The organism is Olleya sp. Ti.3.14, from assembly GCF_038154885.1.
GTDB lineage: Bacteria > Bacteroidota > Bacteroidia > Flavobacteriales > Flavobacteriaceae > Olleya.
In genome coordinates this window covers 180,940-207,195 of record NZ_JBAKAO010000001.1, presented here as the reverse complement: position 1 = coordinate 207,195, position 26,256 = coordinate 180,940, and the positions used below count along the sequence as shown (strand labels likewise).

General features: G+C 30.5%; 22 protein-coding genes. 7 read left to right on the top strand and 15 right to left on the bottom strand.

Annotation, left to right across the window (positions count from 1 at the left end; genetic code table 11):
- Nucleotides 1–65 precede the first annotated feature (65 nt).
- From V6251_RS00950 to V6251_RS00930, 5 genes are all read left to right on the top strand, one after another.
- The gene (locus tag V6251_RS00950) at nucleotides 66–1,367 is read left to right on the top strand and encodes an MFS transporter (RefSeq protein ID WP_341586588.1); all 1,302 of its coding nucleotides are present in this window, start codon (nucleotides 66–68) and stop codon (nucleotides 1,365–1,367) included.
- A 52-nt stretch (nucleotides 1,368–1,419) separates the two neighbouring features.
- Nucleotides 1,420–2,184 (top strand): SDR family NAD(P)-dependent oxidoreductase, encoded by a 765-nt coding sequence (locus V6251_RS00945; RefSeq protein WP_341586587.1) that lies wholly within the window; start codon nucleotides 1,420–1,422, stop codon nucleotides 2,182–2,184.
- Between the two features lie 124 nt (nucleotides 2,185–2,308).
- A complete protein-coding gene (locus tag V6251_RS00940; RefSeq protein ID WP_341586586.1) occupies nucleotides 2,309–3,331 on the top strand; it encodes a sugar kinase in 1,023 nt (340 codons plus the stop codon).
- A gap of 10 nt (nucleotides 3,332–3,341) precedes the next feature.
- The gene (locus V6251_RS00935; RefSeq protein WP_341586585.1) at nucleotides 3,342–4,010 is read left to right on the top strand and encodes a bifunctional 4-hydroxy-2-oxoglutarate aldolase/2-dehydro-3-deoxy-phosphogluconate aldolase; all 669 of its coding nucleotides are present in this window, start codon (nucleotides 3,342–3,344) and stop codon (nucleotides 4,008–4,010) included.
- Between the two features lie 111 nt (nucleotides 4,011–4,121).
- Nucleotides 4,122–4,961 carry a DMT family transporter gene (locus V6251_RS00930; protein WP_341586584.1) on the top strand — a complete coding sequence of 280 codons (840 nt, stop codon included), beginning with the start codon at nucleotides 4,122–4,124 and terminating at the stop codon, nucleotides 4,959–4,961.
- A 359-nt stretch (nucleotides 4,962–5,320) separates the two neighbouring features.
- Here the strand turns inward: V6251_RS00930 and V6251_RS00925 are convergent, their stop codons facing one another.
- The 5 genes from V6251_RS00925 to V6251_RS00905 form a co-directional block, all read right to left on the bottom strand.
- Entirely contained in the window at nucleotides 5,321–5,497 is a 177-nt protein-coding gene (locus V6251_RS00925; protein ID WP_341586583.1) for a hypothetical protein, read from the bottom strand.
- Nucleotides 5,498–6,158: 661 nt separating this feature from the next.
- Nucleotides 6,159–8,561 carry a hypothetical protein gene (locus tag V6251_RS00920; RefSeq protein ID WP_341586582.1) on the bottom strand — a complete coding sequence of 801 codons (2,403 nt, stop codon included), beginning with the start codon at nucleotides 8,559–8,561 and terminating at the stop codon, nucleotides 6,159–6,161.
- 166 nt (nucleotides 8,562–8,727) lie between these two features.
- Nucleotides 8,728–8,958, bottom strand: a complete 231-nt coding sequence (locus V6251_RS00915) for a hypothetical protein (RefSeq protein ID WP_341586581.1) — start codon at nucleotides 8,956–8,958, stop codon at nucleotides 8,728–8,730.
- A 351-nt stretch (nucleotides 8,959–9,309) separates the two neighbouring features.
- The gene (locus tag V6251_RS00910) at nucleotides 9,310–10,008 is read right to left on the bottom strand and encodes a LytR/AlgR family response regulator transcription factor (protein ID WP_341586580.1); all 699 of its coding nucleotides are present in this window, start codon (nucleotides 10,006–10,008) and stop codon (nucleotides 9,310–9,312) included.
- Nucleotides 10,009–10,986, bottom strand: coding sequence for a sensor histidine kinase (locus V6251_RS00905; RefSeq protein ID WP_341586579.1), 978 nt, complete (start codon nucleotides 10,984–10,986; stop codon nucleotides 10,009–10,011).
- 214 nt (nucleotides 10,987–11,200) lie between these two features.
- Here V6251_RS00905 and V6251_RS00900 point away from each other — a divergent pair, with 214 nt between their 5' ends.
- A complete protein-coding gene (locus V6251_RS00900) occupies nucleotides 11,201–12,523 on the top strand; it encodes a serine hydrolase domain-containing protein (RefSeq protein WP_341586578.1) in 1,323 nt (440 codons plus the stop codon).
- A 195-nt stretch (nucleotides 12,524–12,718) separates the two neighbouring features.
- Here the strand turns inward: V6251_RS00900 and V6251_RS00895 are convergent, their stop codons facing one another.
- Both V6251_RS00895 and V6251_RS00890 read right to left on the bottom strand, forming a co-directional pair.
- On the bottom strand, nucleotides 12,719–13,318 hold the full coding sequence (locus tag V6251_RS00895) for a DUF6642 family protein (RefSeq protein WP_341586577.1): 600 nt from the start codon (nucleotides 13,316–13,318) through the stop codon (nucleotides 12,719–12,721).
- A gap of 116 nt (nucleotides 13,319–13,434) precedes the next feature.
- Nucleotides 13,435–14,673: an FAD-dependent oxidoreductase gene (locus V6251_RS00890; RefSeq protein WP_341586576.1), complete on the bottom strand. Its 1,239-nt coding sequence runs from the start codon at nucleotides 14,671–14,673 to the stop codon at nucleotides 13,435–13,437.
- A 101-nt stretch (nucleotides 14,674–14,774) separates the two neighbouring features.
- On the opposite strand from V6251_RS00890, the gene V6251_RS00885 reads away from it, so the two are divergent.
- Complete coding sequence (locus V6251_RS00885) at nucleotides 14,775–15,137, top strand: DoxX family protein (RefSeq protein ID WP_341586575.1); 363 nt, start codon at nucleotides 14,775–14,777, stop codon at nucleotides 15,135–15,137.
- A gap of 3 nt (nucleotides 15,138–15,140) precedes the next feature.
- Here V6251_RS00885 and V6251_RS00880 read toward each other — a convergent pair whose 3' ends face one another.
- The 8 genes from V6251_RS00880 to V6251_RS00845 form a co-directional block, all read right to left on the bottom strand.
- Nucleotides 15,141–15,497: a DoxX family protein gene (locus V6251_RS00880; protein WP_341586574.1), complete on the bottom strand. Its 357-nt coding sequence runs from the start codon at nucleotides 15,495–15,497 to the stop codon at nucleotides 15,141–15,143.
- A gap of 43 nt (nucleotides 15,498–15,540) precedes the next feature.
- Nucleotides 15,541–15,705, bottom strand: coding sequence for a Lacal_2735 family protein (locus tag V6251_RS00875; RefSeq protein ID WP_143404031.1), 165 nt, complete (start codon nucleotides 15,703–15,705; stop codon nucleotides 15,541–15,543).
- A 148-nt stretch (nucleotides 15,706–15,853) separates the two neighbouring features.
- Entirely contained in the window at nucleotides 15,854–16,849 is a 996-nt protein-coding gene (locus V6251_RS00870; RefSeq protein ID WP_341586573.1) for a T9SS type A sorting domain-containing protein, read from the bottom strand.
- 18 nt (nucleotides 16,850–16,867) lie between these two features.
- Nucleotides 16,868–18,370 carry a glycoside hydrolase family 30 protein gene (locus tag V6251_RS00865; RefSeq protein ID WP_341586572.1) on the bottom strand — a complete coding sequence of 501 codons (1,503 nt, stop codon included), beginning with the start codon at nucleotides 18,368–18,370 and terminating at the stop codon, nucleotides 16,868–16,870.
- A gap of 15 nt (nucleotides 18,371–18,385) precedes the next feature.
- Nucleotides 18,386–19,801 (bottom strand): glycoside hydrolase family 30 protein, encoded by a 1,416-nt coding sequence (locus V6251_RS00860; RefSeq protein ID WP_341586571.1) that lies wholly within the window; start codon nucleotides 19,799–19,801, stop codon nucleotides 18,386–18,388.
- Nucleotides 19,802–19,838: 37 nt separating this feature from the next.
- A complete protein-coding gene (locus V6251_RS00855; protein ID WP_341586570.1) occupies nucleotides 19,839–21,563 on the bottom strand; it encodes a SusE domain-containing protein in 1,725 nt (574 codons plus the stop codon).
- A gap of 9 nt (nucleotides 21,564–21,572) precedes the next feature.
- Nucleotides 21,573–23,048: a RagB/SusD family nutrient uptake outer membrane protein gene (locus V6251_RS00850; protein ID WP_341586569.1), complete on the bottom strand. Its 1,476-nt coding sequence runs from the start codon at nucleotides 23,046–23,048 to the stop codon at nucleotides 21,573–21,575.
- A gap of 11 nt (nucleotides 23,049–23,059) precedes the next feature.
- A complete protein-coding gene (locus tag V6251_RS00845; RefSeq protein ID WP_341586568.1) occupies nucleotides 23,060–26,008 on the bottom strand; it encodes a SusC/RagA family TonB-linked outer membrane protein in 2,949 nt (982 codons plus the stop codon).
- Between the last annotated feature and the right edge of the window lie 248 nt (nucleotides 26,009–26,256).

The window sequence follows — 26,256 nt, the reverse complement described above, 5'->3', positions numbered from 1 at the left end:
TCAACTGATAATGAGTAGTTACTTATTATTGGTTTAGACTTTTATTTTTTTAAATTAAAAAAAACATGAAATTAAAAGGACTTAGATGGTGGGTAGTTGGACTTGTAGCTTTGGCTGCAGTTGTTAACTATATAGACAGACAAGCTTTTGGAGCACTTTGGCCTGAAATTGCCAAAGATCTATTTCCAGACATGGATCAAGATGGACATAAGTTAATATTTGGAACGATATCAACAGTTTTTATATTATCATATGCTGGTGGTCAAGCATTGTTTGGTAAAATCTTTGATTGGATTGGTACCAGAATGGGATTTGCGCTTTCAATAGGTGTATGGTCTGTAGCAACTATGTTTCATGCATTTGCACAAGGTATGCTAAGTTTTTCAATTTTTAGATCAATATTAGGTTTAGCTGAAGCTGGTAATTGGCCAGGAGCAGCAAAAGCAAATGCAGAGTGGTTTCCTACTAAAGAGCGTGCTTTGGCACAAGGCGTATTTAATTCTGGAGCTGCAATTGGAGGTATTGTAGCCTATCCTGTTATAGGGTTATTATCTGCTTATTTAGAGTGGAAAGCTATATTTATAGTTGTAGGTGCTCTTGGACTATTATGGTTAATACCTTGGTTATACATTGTAAAGTCAGGACCAAAAACACACCCATGGTTATCAGAGGATGAAAGAAAATACATTCTTTCTGGACAAAAAAATCAAGACTTAGATGAAGACGGAAATTACGATGATGGTTATGTGCCAACAACAGCACAACTACTTAAACATAAAGAAAGTTGGGGAGTAATTATTGCATCAGCAGCATTAGATCCTATATGGTGGTTATTTATAGTATGGATACCTATTTATTTGTCTGAAGTCTTTGGATTAAACGTTAAAGAAATCGCATTTTCTGCTTGGTTACCTTACGTTGGTGCTATGATTGGTGCTTGGGCTGGTGGTCTGATAGCGCAAAATAGATTAACAGCAGGTTGGTCAGTGGATAAAACTAGAAAAATGGTAATTACATTAGGATGTTTAATTATGATTCCTTGTTTCTTTTTACTTAAAGCACCAGGATCTGCTACAACTGCAGTAATTATTATGGCAGTGTTGCTTTTTGGATTTCAAATAGCAATCGGAAATATCCAAACGTTACCTAGTGATATGTTTGGTGGAAAAATAGTAGGAACATTATCAGGTTTTGCTGGTATGGCAGCAAAATTAGGTGCTGCAGGATTAACTCTTTTAGTAACGTTTATAACAACAGGAGGTAATTATACTCCCGCTTTTTTAATAGGAGGCGCTTTAGCAATAATTGCATTATTGGCTATTTGGATATTATGTCCTAAAATAGAACCTTTAAAACCAAGTAATTAATTAAGCATATAGATTTTTAAACATAGAATAACAACAATAAAAACAATTAGAAATGAGTAATACAAACGGAAAAGTAGCTATAGTAACAGGAGCCACAGGTGGAATTGGTTTTGAAGTAGCAAAACGATTAGGAAAAGATGGCTATACTGTAATCTTAAACGGTATTGATAATGCAGCTGGAGCTGAAAAACTAAAAGAATTAGTAGGTTTAGGTATCACTGCAGAATATTACGGTTTTGATGTTACAAGTGAAGCTCAAGTAACAGAAAACATCGTAAAAATTGGAGAAAAATATGGTCGTATTGATGTACTTGTTAATAATGCAGGTGGATTAGGTGGTCGTTCTAGATTTGAAGAAATGACAACTGAGTTTTACAGAAACGTAATGGCATTAAACTTAGACTCTGTATTTTTTGCTTCTAGAGCTGCAATTCCTTTTCTTAAAAAAGGAGAACATCCTTCAATAATAAACTATACATCAAATGCAGGATGGACAGCAGGTGGACCAGGAGCAGGAATTTATGGTACGTCTAAAGCTGGTGTACATGCCATTACTAGAGCATTGGCTAAAGATTTAGCAGAATACGGAATCCGTGTTAATGCAGTATCTCCAGGTACTATTGATACACCTTTCCATGCGCAAATTAAAGCAACTAAACCAGAAGTATTTGCGTCTTGGGCTAACAATATTATGTTAGGTAGATTAGGTCAACCAGAAGATGTTGCTGGTGTAATCTCATTTTTAGCTAGTAAGGATGCATCATTTATCACTGCAGAAACTATCCAAATTGGTGGTGGTCAGGCATTAGGTATTTAATAACCTAAACTTATAAAATCAGATTGTTTTGTTTGATGATTTAATTATCTTAAAGGTATTTAAACATTTATGCAAAACAATCTGATTTTAATACAAAAAATAGAATAGTAATCAAATTTATAAAATGAGTAAAATTGTCACATTCGGAGAAATTATGCTAAGGCTTTCAACAGAACGTCATTTGCGATTTTCTCAAGCAAAAACATTTGCTGCCTCTTATGGTGGTGGAGAATTTAATGTAGCAGTATCATTAGCAAATTATGGTATTCCTGTCGAGTTTGTAACTAGATTACCTGATAACGAGATTGGCGCTTGTGCACTTAAAGAGATGCGCAAATTTAATGTAGAGTCTAAAAATGTTATCTATGGTGGAGAGCGATTAGGCATTTATTATCTAGAAACAGGAGCAGGTACACGTGGTAGTAATGTAATTTATGACAGAGCGCACAGCTCGATGTCAACTATTCAAACTGGATCCATAGACTGGGAAGCTGTTTTAAAAGATGCGACTTGGTTTCACTGGAGTGGTATTACTCCAGCCATATCACAATCTGCAGCAGATGAGTGTTTAATCGCCTTAAAAGTTGCTAATAAATTAGGGATTACAATTTCTTCAGATTTAAATTATAGATCCAAATTATGGCAATATGGTAAGACTCCAGATCAAATCATGCCAGAACTTTTAAAATATAGTAATGTAATTTTAGGCGATATTGATACTGCATTTTTTATGTTAGGTAAAGATAAAGTAGAACCTAATTATCAAAACGAAAAATCGTTACCAGCTTTATACGACCAATTATTTAAATTATGTCCTAATTTAAAAACAGTGGCGACTACGTTAAGGTATTCGGTTAGTGCATCACACCAACGTATTGGAGGAATTTTATATGATGGAAAAACCATTTTTAACGCAGATGTTAAAGAGGTAACACCTGTTGTAGATAGAGTAGGAAGTGGTGATGCGTTTATGGGTGGATTAATTTACGGTTTAGTAAATGACGATACAGATAAACAAAAAGCTTTAAATATTGCAGTAGCAGCTTGCTGCTTAAAACACACCATTTCTGGTGATTATAATTTAATTACACTTAATGAAATCGAAAAATTATTAAGTGGTGATTCTTCAGGAAAAGTTTCAAGATAAAAACAATAACATGGCACAATATTCAAGAATAGAAGTTGCATCAGTAATGCAAAAGACAGGCTTAGTTCCTTTATTTTATAATGAAGACATAGAAGTCAGTAAAAAAATATTAAAAGCATGTTACGATGGTGGAGCAAGACTTTTAGAATTTACAAGTAGAGGTGACTTTGCTTTTGAAACCTTTGCAGCACTAAACAAGTATGCTATTGCTAATTTACCTGGAATGATTTTAGGTGTTGGCTCAATTACAGATGCTGCAGCTGCATCACTATATATGCAATTAGGAGCAAATTTTATTGTGACACCAGTATTAAGAGAGGATATTGCTTTAGTATGCAATCGCAGAAAAGTATTATGGTCTGCAGGATGCGCAACACTAACCGAAATTGCTAAAGCAGAAGAGTTAGGTTGTGAGATAGTAAAATTATTTCCTGGTAATGCCTATAATCCTAGTTATGTTAAAGCTATAAAAGGACCATGTAGTTGGACAAGTATTATGCCAACAGGTGGAGTAGAACCTACACAACAAAGCTTAGAGTCATGGTTTAATGCAGGTGTAACTTGTGTAGGAATTGGATCAAAATTAATAGCAAAAGATAAAGATGGTAGCTATGATTTAGAAACCATTACAGACCTTACTAAAACAGCAATTAATATTATTAAAACGCTAAAAAAGTAACGGTTTACTATATAAAAACATAGCATTTAAAATTATATTTGCAATTCAAAGCAGCTTTTAATCAAGCTGCTTTTATATGATGTTAAAATTGATAGTCTAAATACTATTTGTATGCAAAAAAAAGCAATATTTTACATGACTATCAGTGCATTAGCATTTGCGCTTTTAAATGTTTTAGTCAAACAATCCGGAAATTTTAATGTCAATCAAGTCGTTTTTTTTAGATCTATTGGGACATTATTTTTTACTATTCCGTATTTAATCAAAAATAAAATCAATTTTTTAGGAAACAAAAAACAACTATTAATCGCTAGAGGAGTGGTTGGTTGTATTGCTATGACATTGTTTTTTATGTCACTAAATCACTTGTCTATGGGATCTGCTGTGTCCATAAGGTATATTTCACCAATTTTTGCAGCCTTTTTTGCAGTTTTTCTACTTAAAGAACATATCAAGTATTTCCAGTGGTTTTGTTTTTTATTAGCCTTTATGGGAGTTGTTATTTTAAAAGGATTTGATAGTAATATTGATACCATCGGATTATTATATGCTTTATTATCAGCAGTTTTTACAGGATTAGTCTATATTATAATCCGTAAAATTGGTAATAGTGACCATCCAATAGTAATAGTCAATTACTTTATGATTATATCTGCTATAATTGGTGGTGTTTTGAGTATTAAGCATTGGACAAATCCTCAAGGATTAGAATGGTTATTACTATTAAGTCTTGGTATATTTGGATATTTTGGACAAGTTTACATGACTAAAGCTTTACAAACCACTGAAGTTAACCAAGTAGCACCTTTAAAATATATTGAAGTTGTTTTTACTATGTTAATTGGTGCAATTTGGTTTAAAGAAATCTATACACTAATTAGCTTATTAGGAATTATTTTGATTATTGTTGGATTAACTTTAAATATTGTCTTAAAAACAAAATTGAAATAGCTACAAACCAATGTATTATTCTTATTAGCTTAAGTAATATCGCATTTTTAAATATTTGTTTAATGTTACAAAAATGTAAGTGGTTTTAAAATATTCTATTTTACATAATATAAATTATAGTACAAATTATATGTAATACAATTAGATAGCTATAATTCAATATTATGTAAAATATCCCAGTATGTGTTGTTTTCATAACAAACGTTTGTACTTGGGTCATTAAACATACGTGTTTTTGCTTATCGATAATTTGAATATTCTGTACAATGGTTCAAGTTTTTTTAAATACGAGATTCTCAAGAAACTTCAGAACTATAAATTTGATACTATAATTAGTCGTTATGTAAAATATCCGCTGCCTATGCGCTCGATTGTTTTATAGTTTCTGTACCAGTTTCTTCATCAGTTTGAGTATAACCAAAAACTTCTCGATGTAAGTCATCTATATCTTTTTTACGTTTATTTAATGCTGTAAGACTAATTCCAGATTTTTCTAAATTTTCTTCTACCTTAACAGTAAAATCATCTATTTCCAAAAGTTGTGATTCAAGGTTTGGATACTTTTCTAATATACTGTCTATACTACCAATACGAGAACTAATTGTTTCAAGTTTTTTTTCAAATTCGGATTCAGCATCATCTAATCTACTCTTAGAATCATCTACAGCTAATTTTTGCTGGTTTGCTTCATTGCTAAACTCATTTATTTCATTTTTTGTGTTTCTTGCAGATTCTAATTCAGTTGTGAGTTGTTCAACAAGTAGATTCGCTTCTACTAATTTATCTTCAATTCTATTCTTGAATTCAGAAGCTTTTTTAGAACTCTGACGAGCTTCTTTTTCATCATCAGAAGTACGTCTTTCAATTTCCTCTTTAAGTTCTTGAGTGTATTTCTCTAGTCCTCCAACTCTATCCCAAAGTTTTTGTCTTTCTTCTTCAAGAAATTGTATTTGTTTTCACTTTGTATCATCAAAAAATCCCATATATCAATTTTTTACTTTGAAATTCAATTTTTGTGCCATTTAACAATTCGTTAACAATGTCATTAAAAAATTGGTTTTTATAGATTTATACACATTATTCATTAACAATGTGTCAGATAAATAAAGAATTTATGGCATAAATCCCATTACATAGCAATCTACTACACTGCTACTTGTTTAGTTGAAACTTTTTGTGAGTTAGTATAATTACATATTATTCAACAAATGCATGCTTTTCCATTTGATAATTTTCATAAAGTAAAAAGTTAGCATATGGTTTAATTAAGTTTGAAATAAAATCTTCCATTTCAATATGGCTTAAATTTTTGTCATCCTTCTGCATTTTCTGCATTATGCTAAACAAAAACAATGAGTGTAAGTATATTGAAAGAAAATATTTGTCCTTTATGAAATTTATTTCCTTTTCAGTTTTGATACTGTTTTTTGAAATAAAATTTAATAAAACGAAAGAATCCATATTGATAATAATTCCATCAACAATCATTTCATTTTCTTCTTCACTCCTTATAACCTTAACAATATCATGACCATCCCATTTTAAATTATCATCATCCCATGGAATATCACTTTCTTCTAAGGGTTTTTTATAAGCTTTTTTTGGTGTAGGTAAATTTGGAAATGTTTCTGTGGCTTCTTTTTCTTTAGCTTTTGGTTTACTGATTTTTTCATCAACTTTTACATTAAAGATGCATTGAAAATCTTGTCCAGGAGCACTTAATTTAGCCTTTATTTCTACTTCATCACCTACTTGAGCTTGTTCGTTTGGTTTAATTAAAAGTTTAATCGTACCATCTGTAGGACCTTCTTTATTAACAGTCAGTATGTCTGTAACATCATTTGGGAAAAGGTTTAAAACTGGATTTACTGGAGTGTTTGTTTTCTTCTTCTTTTGTAAAACTTGAATTTCAAATTGGCCTTTTTCTACTGGTCTAAATAAATAGTCATCTTCTACATCTGTTTCTATTGTTATTTTTCCGTTAGAATTTAATGGAATTGTTTTATAAATTTTTCCATTTTTTTGTTCCTTCAAATTAAGTTTAAAAATTGAAGGAAATCTATTAAGTTTTTTCTGAACTGATTTTTTAGCTTTTTGATTGCCATTAATCTTATTTCCATTCAATTTTAGAAAATCTAGAGAACCATTCTTTTTTAATAAGTTAACAACATCCTTATCGACTGGTAAATTTGACAAAAAAGTTTCAAGTAAATCTTTGTCTGTTTTACTTTCTCTTAAAAGAGAGTCTTTACGCTCATTATTTAGTTTTCTTAATTCTGAACTAGATTTTAAAAGAGATACTATTTCACTTCTCAATTTTTCTGTCTTTGGTCCTTCTCGTAAATGCGTTCTATTAGACATAAAAAGGTCTTGCCTTATTTCTGTTGGAATACCAGTACAGTCTATATGTATTAGTGTATGTTTTTTAATTAATGGAAAACCTAAATCTTGTGAAATAAATGATTGTCCTTCAAAACCATGAACTTGTCCATTTTGTGTGTAAATAATGGATTTATTTTTTATAAACTCTCTATGGTCTACATTAGAATTAAAAATTATAACATCTAATGGAATTGAGAAATTCCCTAGACTTGAGTTTAATTCAAATCTTATGTTTCTTTCAACATTATCCTTTGCATTTGTAATGATACGAGTTCTATTACCAACAATTACTTTATTAACATCCCTAACTTTATAATGTTCTCTTCTTTCATAAACAGTAATTGGTATTGGCAAATGGTAGAGATATTGATTTAAATCTCTATATAAATCAGTAGAAATATCACCTTTAGAACCTGTTGGTAATTGGTAAGAGTAAAGCTTAACAATTGTTCCATAATCAAACTTTCTATTTAGAAGACCAAGTTCAATCTTATCAATTTTAAAAGATGCAATATTATTATTAGGGCAAAAATATTCATACCAAGTAGTAGTAACATTATTTTCATGGTCAATCTCATCTAATGGATGTCTTCTGACAATTGTAAACCCAAAACTAGAATCAGTACCATTTGTTAATGACAGGTTTCTTTTTGAAGCAATTAATTGATATTTTTTATCTCCACAAAAAACTACAGCTCCAGTTGAACCCATATTATATTTTCCTTGGACAAAATGGATATTAGCTTTATTACCTCTATGAAGAGAGAGAAATGTATTATGAAAATCCTCTGGATTTTGACCTTCACCAAAATCATAAACTGTTATACAAGGACTTTTTTTATCTCCAGTAGCTATTATTTGAATGTTTTCAGCTAATTCTCTTCTTTTGATATTACCTAATTCACTAATTTCTCCATTTGGAACATTATAAAATTTTTCGACAGCTTCGATCATTGTTCTCGGAGCCTCTTTAGATTTAGGGTCTATACCAAAATTTTTACATTCTTTAATTAAAGTAGCATCTATAGAATTTGTAATCTTTTCAACTAACGCTGGAATTGCATTATTTTGTTGAGCTTCAAAGGTTCCAAAATTACCTTCAATTCCACCATAAGGTTTCCAATTATTCCTATCCTTAAAAAGATTATTATTTTCAATAATTTTAGATAACTCCAATTCTGAATTGGTATTAAAAACTTCCCAAAAAAGATCCTCCATAAATTTATACTACTTTAATTGTTATCAATAATTATTTTAAAACCTAACTCCTTTTCTAACATAAACAACTCTCGTATAGTTAAATTTGATATTGGTGAATTAAACTTATTTCTATCAAGAAATCTCTTTCTAGCTTTACCTATTACTCTTTTTTTATCTACCATAATCAAAATTTAAATTCATTATTTTTTCCTTTATCAAGTTCCTTATTAAATGATTTTAGTATATCATTTACTTTATCTTTTAAGGCTTTTTCCATTTTCCTTATATCATCATAATTATACTCATAATTGTTTTTATTTGAACATTTTTCGAGGCTTTCTAGTCCTTTTAATATGTTAGCTACTCTATTAGCTGCTACTTTTTCAAATCTTATTCGTCTAGGAGAATCTTTCATTATACTATATAATTATTTTAGGATAGCACAATTATACTACATATAAATTAAATAAACAAGTATAAATACTATATTTGTATAAATATAGTGTATAATTTAGCTTAAATGTAAATGTTATAGGATAAAGTGTTTCAAATCATTCCACACACATTAAGCTTCCTTCCTACGTCGTCGCATAAAAAGTGTTCCATTAACATTGTAGAAGAAACTTTTAGAATAATTTTTTTAAAGAAACTGTGGTAACTACTTTCGCTTTTACCAAAGCTCAGGTTACATAACGCAGAACATTATAGTACATTTTATAACAATTAGCGAAATAGCGTATATTTCTTTATTTAAATTTAAAAAAGTTTAAATGCTATCTAAAACACTTTTCCGATAAGATTTTCCTATTGGTAACTTTGTATTATTTTGAAGGACTACTTGATTACCATCAATCAGTTTTAACTGATTAAAATTTATGATACATGATTTATGAATCCTTATAAAATGATTTGGAAGTTTTTCTAAAAATTCCGTTAGCGTTTGTGGTGTTAAAATCATTGTATCTGTAAAAATCTTGATATAATTACCATATGCTTCGATATGATTAATTTGATCAAAATCTATTTTGATAATTTTTTTGTCACTTTTCACAAATATGGATTGTGGAATTTCTTGTTTTGGTACTGTTGTAGTTTCAGGCTTTGAGACTTCTTTTTGAGGAACTTTATTTACAGCTTGTAAAAAACGTTCTAGAGAGAAAGGTTTTAATAAATAATCTGTTACAGATAGTTCAAACCCTTCAATAGCATATTCAGGATAGGCAGTCGTTATAATCACAGACGGTTTTTGCTGCATTGTTTTTAGCAAACTTAAACCAGAAAGCTTAGGCATATTAATGTCTAAAAATAAAATATCCACAGTCTTAGTTTGCACTATTTCAAGTACTTCAAAAGCATTTTTACAAGACGCTATAATTTCCAAATTAGGAATTGATTGAATATAATTTTCCAAAATTTGACGTGCTATAGGTTCATCATCTGCAATAATACATTGTAAATTTTTCATCTAAACATTTATTATTAATTTGGTATTATAGCTTTTATCATTATCAGTAATGGTTAGCAGGTATTTTTCTGGATACATTAAAGATAATCGTTTAGTTGCGTTTTTTAAGCCAATCCCACGCTTTCCTTTTTCAAAATCATTTTGCTTTATGCTGTTTTTATCAAAAGTATTATTACATATAAATGTAATTTTTCTTTCATCTACCACAACAGAAACTAAAACCTTACTTTCTCCATTTTTCAGGGTTCCTAAATGTTTAAATGCGTTTTCAACAAAAACAATTAATAACATTGGAGCTATTTTTTTTGAGGAAATTGTTCCTGATTTTATAAATTCAATTTCGGTTTTGTCTTCTAATCGGATTTTCTCTAAAGACATATAGTTTTCCAAATAAGTAATTTCTTTTTCTAATGGGACTAAAGTGTCTTTTGTTTCATATAAACTATAACGTAATAAGTCTGATAATTTCAACATTAGATTTGGTAATTTATCGGATTTTACAACTGCTAAGCCATATAAATTATTTAATGTATTGAATAAAAAATGTGGATTTAATTGTGCTTTGAGTAAATTTAATTCGGCTTCTTTTTCCTGATGACGTCTAATAAAATTATCTCTTACCAATTTTATAGATGAAGCAAAAATTAGTGCTAAAACCATTATTCCAAAAAAGTTAATAAACATTCTTATTTCAAACTCTTGGCTATCTACCGTTTTAATAAGTAAAACAGAAATTATGGTAAAACACAGCGTATTTAAAATAAAAAATAAAAGAAATAATGTGCGATTTTGTTTAAAATAAGGGAGTATTACAAGGTTGTTTATGTATACAGCTGGTGCCAACAGTAATATAGAAAACAATGCTACTTCTACCCTATTGCTATTGGATATAACTGTTAATAAAATTAAAAAGAAGAAAACCCAAATAACGAGGTTTTGTACTATTTTATTATCTATCCAAGATTCTAATTGTGACATTTTATTGCATTAATTATCTAATCAAAAATACTATTTCATCTAAACTTCTCTGTTTTATAATGATGAAAGTTGCCAAAATAAGTCTAAACCACTCTTTTTTAATGATAATAGGTCTTTTTACCGTTGTCATTTTATCAGACCTATTTGTCATTCTTTTTTTTAGATATTGAAGAATTAAGAGAGTTTTGAGGTATAATTTAAAAATAGATATCACATGAAAACTTTACAACAATTTACACTATTACTATTTGTACTTATTCAAAGTATTTCTTTTGCTCAGGAAGACAAATTAGACCTTATTAATCAGAAATTTAATACCTTGTTAACCCAACAAAATAAAGGTGTTGCTATACTAATAAAAAAAGATACTGAGATAAACACATTAAGTCTTGGTAACTTTAACTTACATGAAAATCATGTTTTTAATATTGGTAGTGCATCAAAAACCTTTACTGCTATTTTATTGCTTCAAGAAGTAGAAAAAGGAACAGTAAAACTAAGTGATAATATAGGTATGTATTTGACACCACTAAAAAATGTAGATAATGGGTTAACTATCCTACAATTACTAACTCATGAGAGTGGATTGGATGAAGTTATAGGAAAAAACATCCAAGATGCATTTTATGCTAAAAATGATTCTGTTTATAATATTGATCTTTTAAACCAAATAGAACAAAACAATCCAAAAATGATAGGTAAGTATGATTATTGCAATACAAACTACTTGTTATTAGGCAGAATTATTGAAAAAATAACGGATCAAAGTTATTTTGATTTGGTTAGAGAGCGCATCATTATTCCTTTAAAAATGAATAATACCTACCCTTATTTACACAAAGGTTTACCAAATTTAGCAACACCTTACCATCAAGAAAAAGATGTTACAGCGTATTTGAATTATAAGTTTTTTGCAAATATTGCAAATTCAGCAGGAAGTATAGCGTCTACATTATCTGATATGGAATTGTTTTACACCTCTTTATTTGAAACCGATATTTTACTTAAAAAAGAAACAGTACAGCAAATGATGGCGTCAGGGAATGAGAATTATGGTTTGGGAATTATGAAATCTAATAATGCTAACGAAAAATTATTTGGACATGGTGGAAATAATATAGGCTATGCTTTTAGAAATGCTTATAATCCTAAAAGTAAAAACTTGTTTTTAATGTTTAGTAACACCATGAGTATACCGTTTGAAAAGACTTTAAAAAATGATTTATTAGCGTATTTGAGTAATGAAAAAATTGAAAAATTTAAGACCGTTAATATTGAAAAATTTAAAAAATATACTGGTAGATATTTACTTAAAGAAGCAAATTTAACACTAGAAATAATTGAGGAAAACACGAAGTTGTATTTAGTAGTAGAAGCACAAGGCGTTAAAAGTGAATTGACCCAAAAAAATGAGACCACACTTTATGACACTGTAGTTGGTGCAACTTTAGAGATTATAGATTGTAATGAAAAAGCTTTGACATTTTCGCAAAATGGATTTACCACAACCATAAATAAAATTAGTCCTAAGAGTTAAATTTTGAAATTATATATTCATAATTTATCTTATAAATATACCCAAAGAAGTAATAATAGAGATATTAGCTTTAAAGAGTAATACTATATTATAAACAAAAACAACATTGTAAAAACCTTAACTATATGTAAAATTAGTTAGGGTTTTTAAATTAAGATAGTGCGTCTATTTATTTTTTATAATACATTGTTAATCTTAATAATACAATCTAAAATCAAGTAGTTTGCACAATTTGTAATGTCTTTGATGTAATTCTTCCACAACATCAAACATATTATCGTCTTCTTTAAATAAATTAAAAAAGGCTATATCAAGGTTTGAACTTGTAATTCCGTTGGATTCATTACCATAACCAGAGATAGCTTTTGCTCCAGTAATATCTAAAAAATATTGTGCTTCTTCTTCATCTAAATCTAACACTTTAGCATTAGAAAAATGTAGAATTTTGCCTTGTAATCGTCCTTCAAAAAGCTCTGCAACTTCCTGTAAACTATAATTATAATTGTTTAGAATAATACTATTAGCTTCGCCAGTTATAACAAGGTAAATTATTTCGTAATCATTAAAATTATGATCATCCAAGACCAATGCATTTAGGTTAGATTCTAAACCTTCAATAGAGTCGCATGTGTTATAAATACTAGCAACACCATACTGTGATGTTAATAGGTCTAATTTGTTTTGCGTTTCTGTCACAGTTTCAATCTCTTCATCTTCAACTGCTTCAAGACAGTAAATAAAATAGTCTGTATCTAATACTTGTGTTTGTGGTAATTGCTGTTTTTTATCTAACAAATCTTATTTTTTATGCTTAATATATTGACTACAAAAATAATACATATCTTCTGTTTTTTAGGTGATTTTAACTTAGTCATAAGACTACTTAAAACTTTAAAATTTAGAACACATGATTATAAATTATCCAAAACACCAAGTGCAGCCTTCTCTCCTGCTATCATAGCAGCATTTAAAGATCCATTTAATTGTACATCTCCTGCTAGAAATATTGTATCAGTCAAACGCGTTTGTGATGGTAAAAGGTTGTATTGTAAATTTTGTATTTTAGGTAAAGACATTGGGATTTTGTAATGCTTGATAAATTTAATTACATCAATACCACAATACTGTTTCAATTCGGTTTGAACACGTTGTATCAATATATCTGAAGACAAGTTTTGATTATCTACAACAGTAACTGAAAGTAACTCTTTGTTACCTTTTAAATCGGAATCAAGGCTAGTGTGATAAAAAAGGTTATTTATTACTGCATCTTTTTCAGGAATTAAACCAATTAACGGTTTATTAATAACTCTGCTTTCAGTTTCAAAATATAACGTATCACAGCTTTGCCATTCTGTAACTTTTTTATTTACTGTATTTACCAACTTACTTGGTTCTGTTGCTATGATGGTAAAATCACTTTTAATCTTTTGTCCATCAGCAAGAATTATTTCGCTATCATTAACAGTTGCCACTTTTGTGTTAAATTTAAACGTGGTACACTTTAGATTATTTGATAGTTGCTTTGGTATAGCTTGCATACCTCCTTTTGGTAATGCAGCGTCACCTTCTCCAAACATTTTGTATAAAAACTCAAACATCCTGCTGGAGGTTTCTAGCTTGTTTTCTAAAAATATTCCGCTAAAAAAAGGATTAAAAAAGTTATCTATAATTGAATTTGAAAAACCAAATGCCATTAAATATGATTTTGTGGTTTGCTCTTTAGTTGAAAATATTTCAGAAAGTGATTTTTTCTTTAATTTATTATTGAGTTTCAATATTTTAAATTTATCAGAAAGGGTTCCTACCCTAGCAAATACTGTAGATAATAATAAAGACTTATCCCTTAAAGGATCGCCAATAATTTGTTGTTTACCGTTTTTAAAAATTGAAGCTCCTGGTATAAACGATTGTAATTGTAAAGCCTCTAGATTAAGATGTTTTTGAGCAGCAGGATAAGCAGTTAATAGTACCTGAAAGCCATGGTCTAATTGATAACCATCTACAATATCTGTTTTTACTCGGCCTCCAATACTGTCTGTTGTTTCAATAATAACAGGAGAAAATCCATTTTTTTCTAAAACCGTTGCAGCAATTAAGCCACTAATTCCAGCTCCAACAATGTGTATTTTATAATCCTGTTTATTCACTTTATATTTTTTTTGTTTAATTATTTTTATGTAAAGATAAACAAAATTAGTATTTTTGAGATAAGCTATTCTAGTTATAAATCAATAAAACCAACATTATCATGAATTATTTAATTATTGCACTTCAAATTATAGTGGATATAAGTATACTTAACGTATGGCTACTACAATATAATAAAGCAACAAAATGGCGAGGCGGAAATGCAAAAACTTTATTGGAAGAGTTTCGTGTTTATGGATTATCAAAGCAAATGTGTTACATCATTGGTTTTTTTAAGGTAACACTTGCTGTTTTATTAATTTGTGCTATTTGGTTTCCTGCTTTAAAACAACCAGCAGCTTTAGGATTAGCTGTACTTTTATCGGGATCTGTTGTGATGCATTTTAGGATAAATGATCCATTAATTAAGTCTTTTCCGGCTGCTTTGTTTTTAATGTTATGCTTAATTATTGCTTTTATTTAAAGTCTAATGTGAGGTAATTTTGTAATAATATTCTACACAAATATATAAGTTTATAAGTGTAAATATAAAAGATGGTAAGGCTTGGGCTATACTGTCTTTTATTTTTATCCTAACTATAAACCCTGACAACATTAATATTGTTAATCCAGCAGAAGCTATTAATGTTAGTATTGGAGACAGGAAAAAACCTAAAATTAGACCTAAAGCGCCTAACAATTGTAATATACCTGTTAGCTGTCTTTGTTTGTCTAAACCAAATCTGACAAACTCGTCTTTCATTGTTTGAGAAACAAGGCAATTAATACCGTAAAATAAAAAGGCACAGCTAGATAGTAGTATTGCTAAATTCAAAAGACTCATTTATGGTATGTTATAAGATGTTTAATAAAAAAAGCTAGAAACCTTATTTAAGGTTTTCTAGCTTTTTCATAACTTCTTCAGCTTCAAATGTTTTTTGGTCACTTAGTTTTCTGTTGGTAGTAGATAACGTGTGGGCTTCTTTTAAAAGCTTTTCATACTGAGCTTGTAATTTTTCTTTTTCTGTTTTCTTTTTAAATATTCCGAACATAGCTTTTTATCTTTTATACTAATAACACCTTTTATTTTATTGTATAAAGATACAATATGTTTAACTATACTTTGTTAAAGTTAAACAAAAGTATTGAATAAAATTTCTGTTATTTTAGTAGACCCTCTGCTCTTCTATTTTTAATACCTTAATAAACCATAATTTTCTTAACTAATTGCTTGTTTCCTTGTTTTATTTTAACAAAATATAGTCCATTTGATTGGTTTTTAAAGTCGATCAATGTATCCTTTATTTCTGTAATGGTATTGATTACTTTAATGGATTTACCAGTTATTTCAAATACTTCTATTTGAGACAACTTATTATCAAATTGCTTATTTAAAAGTTTAACCACTCTATCCGTTGGACTGTATACTATTTTTAATGCATCTATTGTAAATTCAGTATTGCTTAACGTATAATTACAAGCATTAAATATATCGTATATGTTCTCTCCTGAAGTGTTAACCGTTATTAACCTATTACCTCCAAATACTGTTGCACAAGAGTCGTCAGGTCCTGGTGATTCGTCATTTCCCCAACCTGCTGCACTCAAGTATTTGTATTCAAATGTTATTGGATAGTCTGCAGGTGTTGGAAAACGTAATGTAGCACTATGGATATTTCCGTTAGCATTTGGAAACGACAATACGCTAGGATTCCAGTCAGTTAACCAACCTGCCATATGTACATTTCCGGCAGCAATAGTCCCTTCACTTGCCATATCTACATTAAAAGTTACTTCAAATCCTGTTCCTGATGTATTACAACCGTTAAAAGGTACTGTTTCTAAAACAACATCTTGGTTAGAATTATTAATATACAAGTATCTATCACCATTTGATGGCGCACATGGATAATTTGCAGTTTCTTCTGTACCCCAAGTATTACCATTTAAAAATTTGTAACGATGCCAACCTTCATTTAATGGTATGGTTACAGAATAAATACCTGTTGCGCCTTCCTCTGTAAGTATTGTTGCATCTGTAGACCATCCATTAATTGTTCCTACAACATGAATTCCGTCTGCATTTATTGTCTGGCCAGTCATGTCTACTTTTAGAGTTACATTAACTTGAGAAAAACTTGGTATTGACAATAGAATGGTTAGAATTATTAATCCTGTGAAGTAATTTCTTTTCATAATTATAAATTATTTAGGTTAATAAATTAGTGTCTGCATAGCATGTGGTAATATTGTATTTTGAATTTGATAGCAATCAACAAGTAATTTATAATCAATTGGACTGTCTGTTTTATTCATTAATACTGTTACAATTTGCCCATCAGGGTTTTGAAACGACGTGCTTTCAATGGTACTTCTGCTAGTAGTTGTACTAATACGTTTTGCTTTTTGTTTAATAAATTTTGAAAAATGACCTATGTAATAATACGTTGGTGTATATATAAGTTCGTTATTTTGAGTGTCTGCATGTATTGGCGCAAAGCAAAAATTCTGTACGTGGTTTGGTCCACCTTTTTCATTTAATAGGATGTTCCAATCGGTCCAACCTACTGTTCCACTATTAAAATCATTAATCATAGAGTTACCATAACGCTCTGCATTAGACCAACGATTGTATTGAGTGGGATCAAATTTTTCTTGACATCCTTCAGTGAACAGTAAATTCATTTCAGGAAAAGATGCTTTAATATTTTTTAAATTATCGTATTTAGGTTCTGCACCTGTCCAAGTTTCATACCAATGAAAACCTATTCCCCAAGCGTATTTTATAGCATCTGGATCTTCAAAAATCGTATTAGCTCTATGCGATATTAAATCTCTATTATGGTCCCAAACCACAATATTTTTATCACCTAAATTGTTTTTTTCAAATGTTGGTCCTAAATTATTTTTTAAGAAATCACGCTCCTCCTCTGCTGTATAAATACAAGATTCCCAGCGTTGTTTAGCCATGGGTTCATTTTGGATTGTTACACCCCAAACAGGTATACCTTCTGCCTCGTAGGCTTTGATAAATTTAACAAAATAGTTGGCCCAAGCTTGGTAATATTCTGGTAATAATTTTCCTCCTTGTAGCATGTGATTATTAGATTTCATAAATGCTGGAGGACTCCATGGACTAGCATAAAACACAAGATCGTCTTTAATTATTGCTTGGGCTCTTTTAATCATAGGAACACGTTTTACTAGATCTTTTTCAATAGAAAACGTTTTCAAATCACTATCGCCTTCTTCTATATAGGTATGGCTTCCCAATCCAAAATCGCTACTATGAATACTAGTTCTAATAATATTATAGTTAATACCTTCTTCTGAATAATAGGCCTTAAGCAGCTCATCTTGTTTATCTTTACTTAATAATGAAAATACTTCTGCAGACGCATCTGTAATAGCACCACCAATACCTAAAAATTCTTGAAATTGTTTTTTAGGATTAACAAATATGGCAACTTCCGTTTCTAAAGGTTGTTGCGCGTTATTAAAAGTCTTTAAACTATCTAAAGACAACCTTTTATCTGTGTTTTCTGCGGTAGTATAAACTTTTGCGTCTTTACCCAATAAGTTAATTTGCTGCTTAGCAACAGTTTCTTTTTTAACCGATTGAGTGTTATCATTTTGACTTTGACTATCTGCGTCTACGTTTTTGCAAGCAAATACAGTAACGACTACAAATAATATATAAAAACAGTTTTTAATCATTTTATTTATTTTTAATTACCAAACAAAAGTTGCTACAGCACCTGCAGGCATGGTTACAGATATTGGTTGAGTTTCTACGTTTATATTAAGGGATTTTTGTACATCAGAGTTATTTAGTACAATAACAACAATCTTATTATCAGGAGTTTTATAAGCAACATTAGGAAATTCAAAAGACGTATTAGATTCTATTCTAACAGAACCTGCTGGTACAAATTTTGAAGCATGTGCAATAATATAATATCCAGGATTACGTTGTACTGAATTCCCATCGATAGTAATGGCACCTAAACATTCTGTACAACCTCCATCAGTATGAGGATTATTGTTTGGATCTGCAGCTAAGTTCCATTGTAATACGTTTTTACTCCAATGTCTTGGTGCTCCAACTATTAACTCTCTAACATGCCAACGTATATCAGAATAGAAGTCTCCAGGTGCTTGAATCCACTGCTCTGTGAAATACACATTTTTGTCAGGATGTGCGTTGTGAACAAGAGACATATTACTTATTTGACCTGCATATAAATGAAACGCTGAACCATCAACATAACTTTTTGCTGAAGCATCATTTAAAATAGAAATCGGGTAATCAGGATTATCTAAATTATGATCAAATAGAATAATTTTAGTTGAGATGTTTTCCGTTTGAAATACAGGTCCTAAATTATTTTTAATAAAATCTTTTTGCTGATCAGCACTCATTACCATACTTGGATTATTGTATGGGTTTTCTGGTTCGTTTTGTATTGTAATGGCATCTATAGTAATACCTTGAGTAGCCATAGCCTCTATATATTTTACAAAGTAATTAGCATATGTATTATAATACTGCGGTAATAATGATCCTCCTATTGTTGAGTTGTTGTCTTTCATCCATGTTGGTGCAGACCAAGGTGTTGCTAGTATTTTAATATTAGGATTTATAGCTAAAATCTCATTTAATACCGGAACTAAATTTGACATATCTGGATTTATTGAGAAATTATCTAAATTCTCATCCGTTTGACCACTTGGCAAGTCATTATAACTAAATGTGGTTGCATCCAAATCTGATGCTCCAATACTAATTCTTAAATAACTAATACCAATACTATTATCTCCTGTACCAAAAAGTTCTTGTAATAATTCAGATCTTGAACTAGTGGACATATTGTTAATTAACATAGCACTTCCTCCTGTTAATGTATATCCAAAACCATCCATTTCTTGATAGCTTGTACTTTCTGTTACGTTAATAGTAAAGTTAGAGTTTGCTACCATTGGAAACAACCCATTTGTAGTTGCTTTAAGTAGATTAGCTTGGTCTGGTGAAGTTAAATAAAAATCAACGTTAACATCTGCTATTGTAGGTGGTGGATACGTTTTAATATCATCTTCGTTGCAAGCTTGAAAAGCAACTAGAAGAAGCAAAGTAATGTAAAATTTCAAATTATATCGTTTTAATAAATTCATAAGTATTATCTTTTTATTGTGCAAATTCGTAGGTTCCTGTTTGATAATCATCATTTAAAATTATGGTTACCGTATAAGATCCATCTGTATTAATATTAAGTAGATTGGATCCACCTCCATTTATAAGGTTTCCGGTTAATGCTGTTGGATTATCACTACCAAAATCTAAATCCCATGGACTTATAAATTTACTATCATATCCTGCTGTAAGATTTGTTGTTACAGTATATGTATTAGGATGACTATAAGTCATTGCAATCTCTTGGCGATCATCCCAAACTTGCCAATGAAACAATTTAATATTATAATATGTCCACGTCAAAGTAGGAGCACTAAAATCTATACTAAATTGTAAAGCTCTGTCAGTGATGACTGAAAAAGTATTATTATTCTCTATCAGAGTTAAAGTATCAGAAACTAAATCGCCATCTGGTGTCGTACTATCTGCAAGAGGTTGGTTAATCGTATAGGAAGTTCCGCTACCATCTGCTGCACTATTTAAACTGTAAACATTGCTAGCTTGCATGGGTATGTAATGGTTTGAACTAAAGGTGTCACCATCTAATGAAAATTCTTCTATCATATTTCCGTTTTCAAATAAAAACAATTGAGTTGGCGTTACTATTGGCTCTATAATTGTATCATCTATTTCAAATGAATAATTATAATTGTCTGCAGATAAATCTAACGTCACAAAATATAACCCTACTGGATTGTTTGATATATCTTCAACTGATACTCCTTGACTACTAGCATCTGCTTCTAAAACAAGCGTATTGGTTGTACCAACAATTTGTTTTAATAAATACGACCAATCTCCATTAGCTCTAAATACAAATCCACCAGATTCTATAAGGCTTATTGAAGCTTTCCATACACTATTACCTTGATATTCCAAAGGTTGGTCTCCTCCCCAACCACCAGAGATAGGTGTACCAACCATACTCCAAAAATTAATTTGTAACAACTCGTAAGTGTTTGTGTCAAGATCTACTTTTATTCTAAATTGTCCAGAAGTGCTCGCTACTATCGCATCACCAAACGGAACTATATTACCTTCACTACCACCAAATTGTAAAGCAGGAAGTGAGCGCTCACTATAAAATTTATAGTTTTCTCCAGCAATTAAACTGGTGTAAACCTCATAGGTGTTGGATAATCCTCCATCACTATTTGTTAAACGCTTTAATGCAATTGCTTGAGACAAATCATTATTATTCTCGGTTGCTGTTCCTGAAATATACAAGCTTTGTGGTAGCATATCGTTTTCAAAACGCGTCATATTAACAGTAGTAAATGCTACACTAGTTTTACTTAAACTACTGGCTTGCACAGCTAAGGTTAATGATGCGTTTTCGTTAGCAGGAAAACCTGAAAAAGCTAATGCTTGATCTAAAGCTTCATAACTAATGGATAATGAAGTGTTAATTCCGTTATTTGAGGATTCTGAAATAAAAATTGGTTCAGAAAAATCCACTGTACCTTCTTGTAATAACATTACCTTATAGGTAACAGCGTAACCCAATGAAGACTCTGCTGCTTCCCAACTAAAAGTAACAGATTCAGAAGGTGTGTCTTGATCTAAAACAATACTTTGCTCAGATGTTGGTGTTAAAATTACAGGAGCACTTAGGTCCCATTCTCCCTCAGGTTGTAAGTTTCCATCAGTTTCACAGGTATAATATGTAAAACTAAGTAGTATGCTAAATACTATAATAAAGTTTTTTTTTGTTTTCATAGCTAATTATTAAAGTGGGTTTTGAACTAAGGCTGGGTTTCTATCTAATTCTTGTTGCGGAATTGGTAATAATTTTTTAGCATCAGTCATGTTATAATTTACTTGATTACCAGTTCTTAAGTCAATTTCTACCAAATCATTCATTGTTGAAATTAAAGCATTATACCTAGCAAGATCATCCCAACGTTGACCTTCTTGAAATAATTCTAATCGTCTTTCTTTAAGTATAGTTTTTCTTAAAACTTGTTGAGAGTTACTTTGTGCATTAGTTAAATCAGGTAATTCAGCTCTAGATCTTATTCTATTTACTTCTGTTATTGCAGCTTGAAGTTGATTGGTTTCATTCAAGGCTTCAGCTTTAAGTAAAACAATATCACCATAACGAATTAGATAGGTATTATCAGAACTTGCAAAACCATTGGCATTTTTCCATTTATAACTAAATGGAATTACAGATCCTTGTGTATTCCCCCAAAATTCGTCAACCCATTGGACTGACTCAAATAAAATAGAAGCATTTTTTCTAACAATATCACCTTCAGTGTCAAAAGCATTAATTAGGTCTACAGATGGTGTAACAAATTTTCTCCAGGAATCTCCACTTACAGATGGTGGTAATAATAATTGTGGTCCATAATTACCTTCATTACCTCCTAGATATTGGACCTCAATTATTGATTCTGCGTTATTATAGTTATTACCACTAAACAAATCGTTATATGCTATTAATTGATAGTTAGCGCTACTAGTCTCTACAGCTTGTATGTGTAATAATACAGCATTATAATCTGGATTTGGTTGTTGTGCATATGCTTTAGCTGCTAAAGCATGAGCTGCACCAGATGTCGCTCTAGCTTTATTTATACTAGCATCATTACTGTAGGTTTCGGGTAATAAGGTTGCTGCTAGCTCTAAATCTGCTGTGATTTGAGCATAAACGGTTTCTTGTGTTGCTCTTGGGATATTAACAGCATTTGCATCTGTTGATGTTATTGTACTTGTAATTAATGGAACGCCTCCCCATAATTTAACTAAGGTAAAATAATGGTAAGCACGTAAAAAGATGGCTTCACCTTTTATTTGGTTTTTGCGTGCTTCAGTAAGTAAAGGGTCAGAAATATTACTAACACGCTCAATAACCAAATTAGCTTTTGAGATTGCATTGTATAGATTAGACCAATGTGTAAATATTCTAGAATGTGTAGCAGGAATTGTAATATTATCTATTTGAAAAACCTCTGGATTGTCACCACCTGCATAACAATTATCCGAACGTACATCTTGAAACAATAAATAATCCCAAACATAATATTCTGATGATTGAAAGGACTCATAAGCACCAACTAATGCTGCCTCTATTTGGCTTGCTGTTTCATAGGCATTACCACTAGTTTCCTCTGAAATAGGTTGAAGGTCTAAAAAGTCTTCACAACCAACCATTGTTGTTAGAAGTAATCCTAAAGTTAATATTTTAAATAGTTTCATAACTGTAATAATTAAAATGTTGCGTTTATACCAAAAATTAAGTTTCTTGTTTGAGGATAGGTCCCAAAGTCTATACCTTGTACAGTGTTACTTCCTCCAAAAGCATTAACCTCTGGGTCAAAACCAGAATAATCTGTTATTGTAAAAATGTTTTCTCCTGTACCGTAAATTTTTAGGGCAGTTATACCTAGCTTGTCAATTAGATTTTTAGGCAAATCGTAACTTAAGGTTATGGTTTTAAATCTTAAATATGAAGCGTCCTCGATAAAACGTGTTGAGACCCTGGAATTATCACTATTACCAAAACTAGCTCTTGGTATATCTGTAATATCTCCTGGTTGTCTCCAACGATCTAAAACTGCAGTAGATTGATTTTTAGGATCTATCATACCTTCGGTTTCAATTCGTGTGACATTTAACATGTCATTTCCTTGAGATCCTTGTAGGAATACAAATAAACCAAAGCCTTTATAATTTAAAGTATTAGTTACACCATAGTAAAAATCTGGGTTAGCATCACCAATAATTGTACGATCTTCTGGTGTAGGATTGAAGGTGGAGTTGCCTTGATTATCAATATAATAAGCGTTACCAGATGCTGGATCAACACCACCAAAAATATAACCATATAAAGTACCCAAAGGTTCGCCTTCTCTTACTAGACTAGCTTCACCTCTACCTCCTGTTATACCACCTTGTAATAATTCTTGTCCAACAAGACTAACCACTTCATTACGATTAAAGGATATATTTAATCCAGTATTCCATGAAAAGTTATCAGAATTAATGTTTACCATATTTAAAGCTAATTCGATTCCTTTATTTTGTATTTCTCCAATATTTCTAATTGCATTATCAAAACCAGAAGTCGTTGGTAATGGTGCGTTTAACAATAAGTCATTAGTTTTTTTAATGTAGGCGTCAGCTGTAACAGATAGTCTATTATTTAACATAGAAAGGTCAAAACCTATATTTGTTTGTTCCGACTCTTCCCATTTTAATGTTAAGTTTTCAATAGATCCCGGAAATGTACCAGGTTGCGTGACACCTCCAAATGGGTAATTTGCTCCAGATCCAACACGACCTAAATAACTATAAGCGTTAATATTGTCGTTACCAACAAGTCCCCAACCTGCCCTAAGTTTAAGGTCATTAATTAATCCGTCTTTATTAATAAATTTTTCGTTTGATACACGCCATCCTAAAGAGAATGATGGAAAATAACCCCATCTTTTATTAGGCCCAAAAACACTTGATCCATCTGCTCTAAAATTAGCAGTTAACAGATATTTATCGTCAAAACTATAATTAACTCGACTTAAAAAGGAAGCATTCGCTCTTTCTGATTTCCAAGCAGAAGCATCAAAAATTTCAGAGCCTCCATTTGGTGTTGTTACGGATTCACTAGCAAAGTTTCTAGTCTGAATAGAACTGTTTTCAAATGTAAACTTTTGTGTGACAGATCCCACTAAGGCTTCAACAGTATGTTTATTAAATGAATTATTATAACTAAGTGTATTTTCAACAATATAATAAGATTTTTTATCTGTATTATTAATACCTTGACCACCAATTGCAGCACCAAAACCTGTTCTGAAAGGATCTAAAAACGAATCAAATACGCCATTACTATTATCAATCCCATAGTTAAACTTGTATTTAAAATTTTCAAGAAATTTAGCTTCTAAATAAATATTTCCTAAAAAACGGTTGTTATTATATTCTCTATCTAAACCGTCTGTACTGGCTAATGGATTTTCCCAATTTTGAAACGGGTTACTAGTAAACATACCAGCTTCATTGTATACACCAATTATAGATGGTGTGGTTAATGCACCCAAAAGGACACCTCCTTGATTTACGTTGTTATTGTCATTAATATCCACATCCTTATAAGATGTATATGCTATTCTGGTACCAATTTTTAACCAATCATTAATGTCTTGATCAATATTAATTTTAAAATTACTTCTTTCAATTTCAGACGTTCTTACTGCTCCTTCTTGGGTTAAATGACCTCCTGAAATAAAATAACTAGTTCCTTCAGTTTTACCAGATACTGAGGCTTGATAATTTTGAGAAAATCCATTTTGAAATATCTCTTCTTGCCAATCAGTTCTTGCTTTAAAGCTGTCCCAATCTGTTGACAATCCCATTTCTGTCATTAAATCTCTATATTGTTCACCATTTAATACTGGTAAAGTGTTCCAGACTTGTGACACTCCGGAATAGATATCTAAACTTACTTTTGGTTTAGAAGTTGTTCCACGTTTTGTAGTAATCAAAACAACTCCATTTGCTCCTTGAGCACCATAGATAGCAGCCGAAGAGGCATCCTTTAATACGGTTATTGTATCGATATCACTAGGATTAATTGATCTTGTGTCTGTTGTAGGTACACCATCAACCACATATAATGGTTCGCTGCTGGCATTAATTGAATTTGTACCTCTAATACGTACACTAAATCCACCTGATGGTTTACCTGATCCAGATATGACTTGTACACCTGCTGATTGTCCTTGTAATAAAGAACCTACTTGAGTGTTGGGTCTAGATTCAAAAGAATCGCTGTCAATTGTAGAGACCGATCCTGTTATATCTTTTTTAAGTTGCGATCCATAACCAACAATTACAACTTCATCTAAAAGACTTGTATCTTCTTGCAAATCAACATTAATAACAGACTGTCCTTTTACTAAAATCTCTTGTGTTTTAAATCCAATATAACTAAATACTATAACTGAATTTTGATTTACACCTTCACTTAATGTGTATTTACCATCAAAATCTGTACTAACACCTATTGAAGTTCCTTTTAATATCACTGAAACTCCAGGTATAGGTAATCCATCATTCTCTGTTACAACACCTGTAACTTTATTTTGTGCTACACTTTTACTTGTACACAATAATGAAATGAAAATTACCGTAATGAAAACTAATTTTTTATAAATCATATGCCTCTATATGTATTAAATTATGAAGTCAATAAAATGGTTTAGCAAATTACCCTGAAATAACAGCAACTACAATAGAGAAATCTGTAAAAGTGGATTTTATAGTGAGTAAATATTTGTTAAAATATTTAAAATCAATAGCTTATAAATTTTAAACAGAATACGAAAAGTGGATTTTATTGGATGATTACAGAGTTTTATATCCGAAATCAGTAATTTATAGAGGGTGTTTTTAATAATATTATTTA

Bases quoted from the DNA above. Each gene is read 5' to 3' on its own strand.
- V6251_RS00950 (WP_341586588.1), top strand. From the start codon at position 66: ATGAAATTAAAAGGACTTAGATGGTGGGTAGTTGGACTTGTAGCTTTG.
- V6251_RS00945 (WP_341586587.1), top strand. From the start codon at position 1,420: ATGAGTAATACAAACGGAAAAGTAGCTATAGTAACAGGAGCCACAGGT.
- V6251_RS00940 (WP_341586586.1), top strand. From the start codon at position 2,309: ATGAGTAAAATTGTCACATTCGGAGAAATTATGCTAAGGCTTTCAACA.
- V6251_RS00935 (WP_341586585.1), top strand. From the start codon at position 3,342: ATGGCACAATATTCAAGAATAGAAGTTGCATCAGTAATGCAAAAGACA.
- V6251_RS00930 (WP_341586584.1), top strand. From the start codon at position 4,122: ATGCAAAAAAAAGCAATATTTTACATGACTATCAGTGCATTAGCATTT.
- V6251_RS00920 (WP_341586582.1), bottom strand. From the start codon at position 8,561: ATGGAGGATCTTTTTTGGGAAGTTTTTAATACCAATTCAGAATTGGAG.
- V6251_RS00915 (WP_341586581.1), bottom strand. From the start codon at position 8,958: ATGAAAGATTCTCCTAGACGAATAAGATTTGAAAAAGTAGCAGCTAAT.
- V6251_RS00910 (WP_341586580.1), bottom strand. From the start codon at position 10,008: ATGAAAAATTTACAATGTATTATTGCAGATGATGAACCTATAGCACGT.
- V6251_RS00905 (WP_341586579.1), bottom strand. From the start codon at position 10,986: ATGTCACAATTAGAATCTTGGATAGATAATAAAATAGTACAAAACCTC.
- V6251_RS00900 (WP_341586578.1), top strand. From the start codon at position 11,201: ATGAAAACTTTACAACAATTTACACTATTACTATTTGTACTTATTCAA.
- V6251_RS00885 (WP_341586575.1), top strand. From the start codon at position 14,775: ATGAATTATTTAATTATTGCACTTCAAATTATAGTGGATATAAGTATA.
- V6251_RS00880 (WP_341586574.1), bottom strand. From the start codon at position 15,497: ATGAGTCTTTTGAATTTAGCAATACTACTATCTAGCTGTGCCTTTTTA.
- V6251_RS00875 (WP_143404031.1), bottom strand. From the start codon at position 15,705: ATGTTCGGAATATTTAAAAAGAAAACAGAAAAAGAAAAATTACAAGCT.
- V6251_RS00870 (WP_341586573.1), bottom strand. From the start codon at position 16,849: ATGAAAAGAAATTACTTCACAGGATTAATAATTCTAACCATTCTATTG.
- V6251_RS00865 (WP_341586572.1), bottom strand. From the start codon at position 18,370: ATGATTAAAAACTGTTTTTATATATTATTTGTAGTCGTTACTGTATTT.
- V6251_RS00855 (WP_341586570.1), bottom strand. From the start codon at position 21,563: ATGAAAACAAAAAAAAACTTTATTATAGTATTTAGCATACTACTTAGT.
- V6251_RS00850 (WP_341586569.1), bottom strand. From the start codon at position 23,048: ATGAAACTATTTAAAATATTAACTTTAGGATTACTTCTAACAACAATG.
- V6251_RS00845 (WP_341586568.1), bottom strand. From the start codon at position 26,008: ATGATTTATAAAAAATTAGTTTTCATTACGGTAATTTTCATTTCATTA.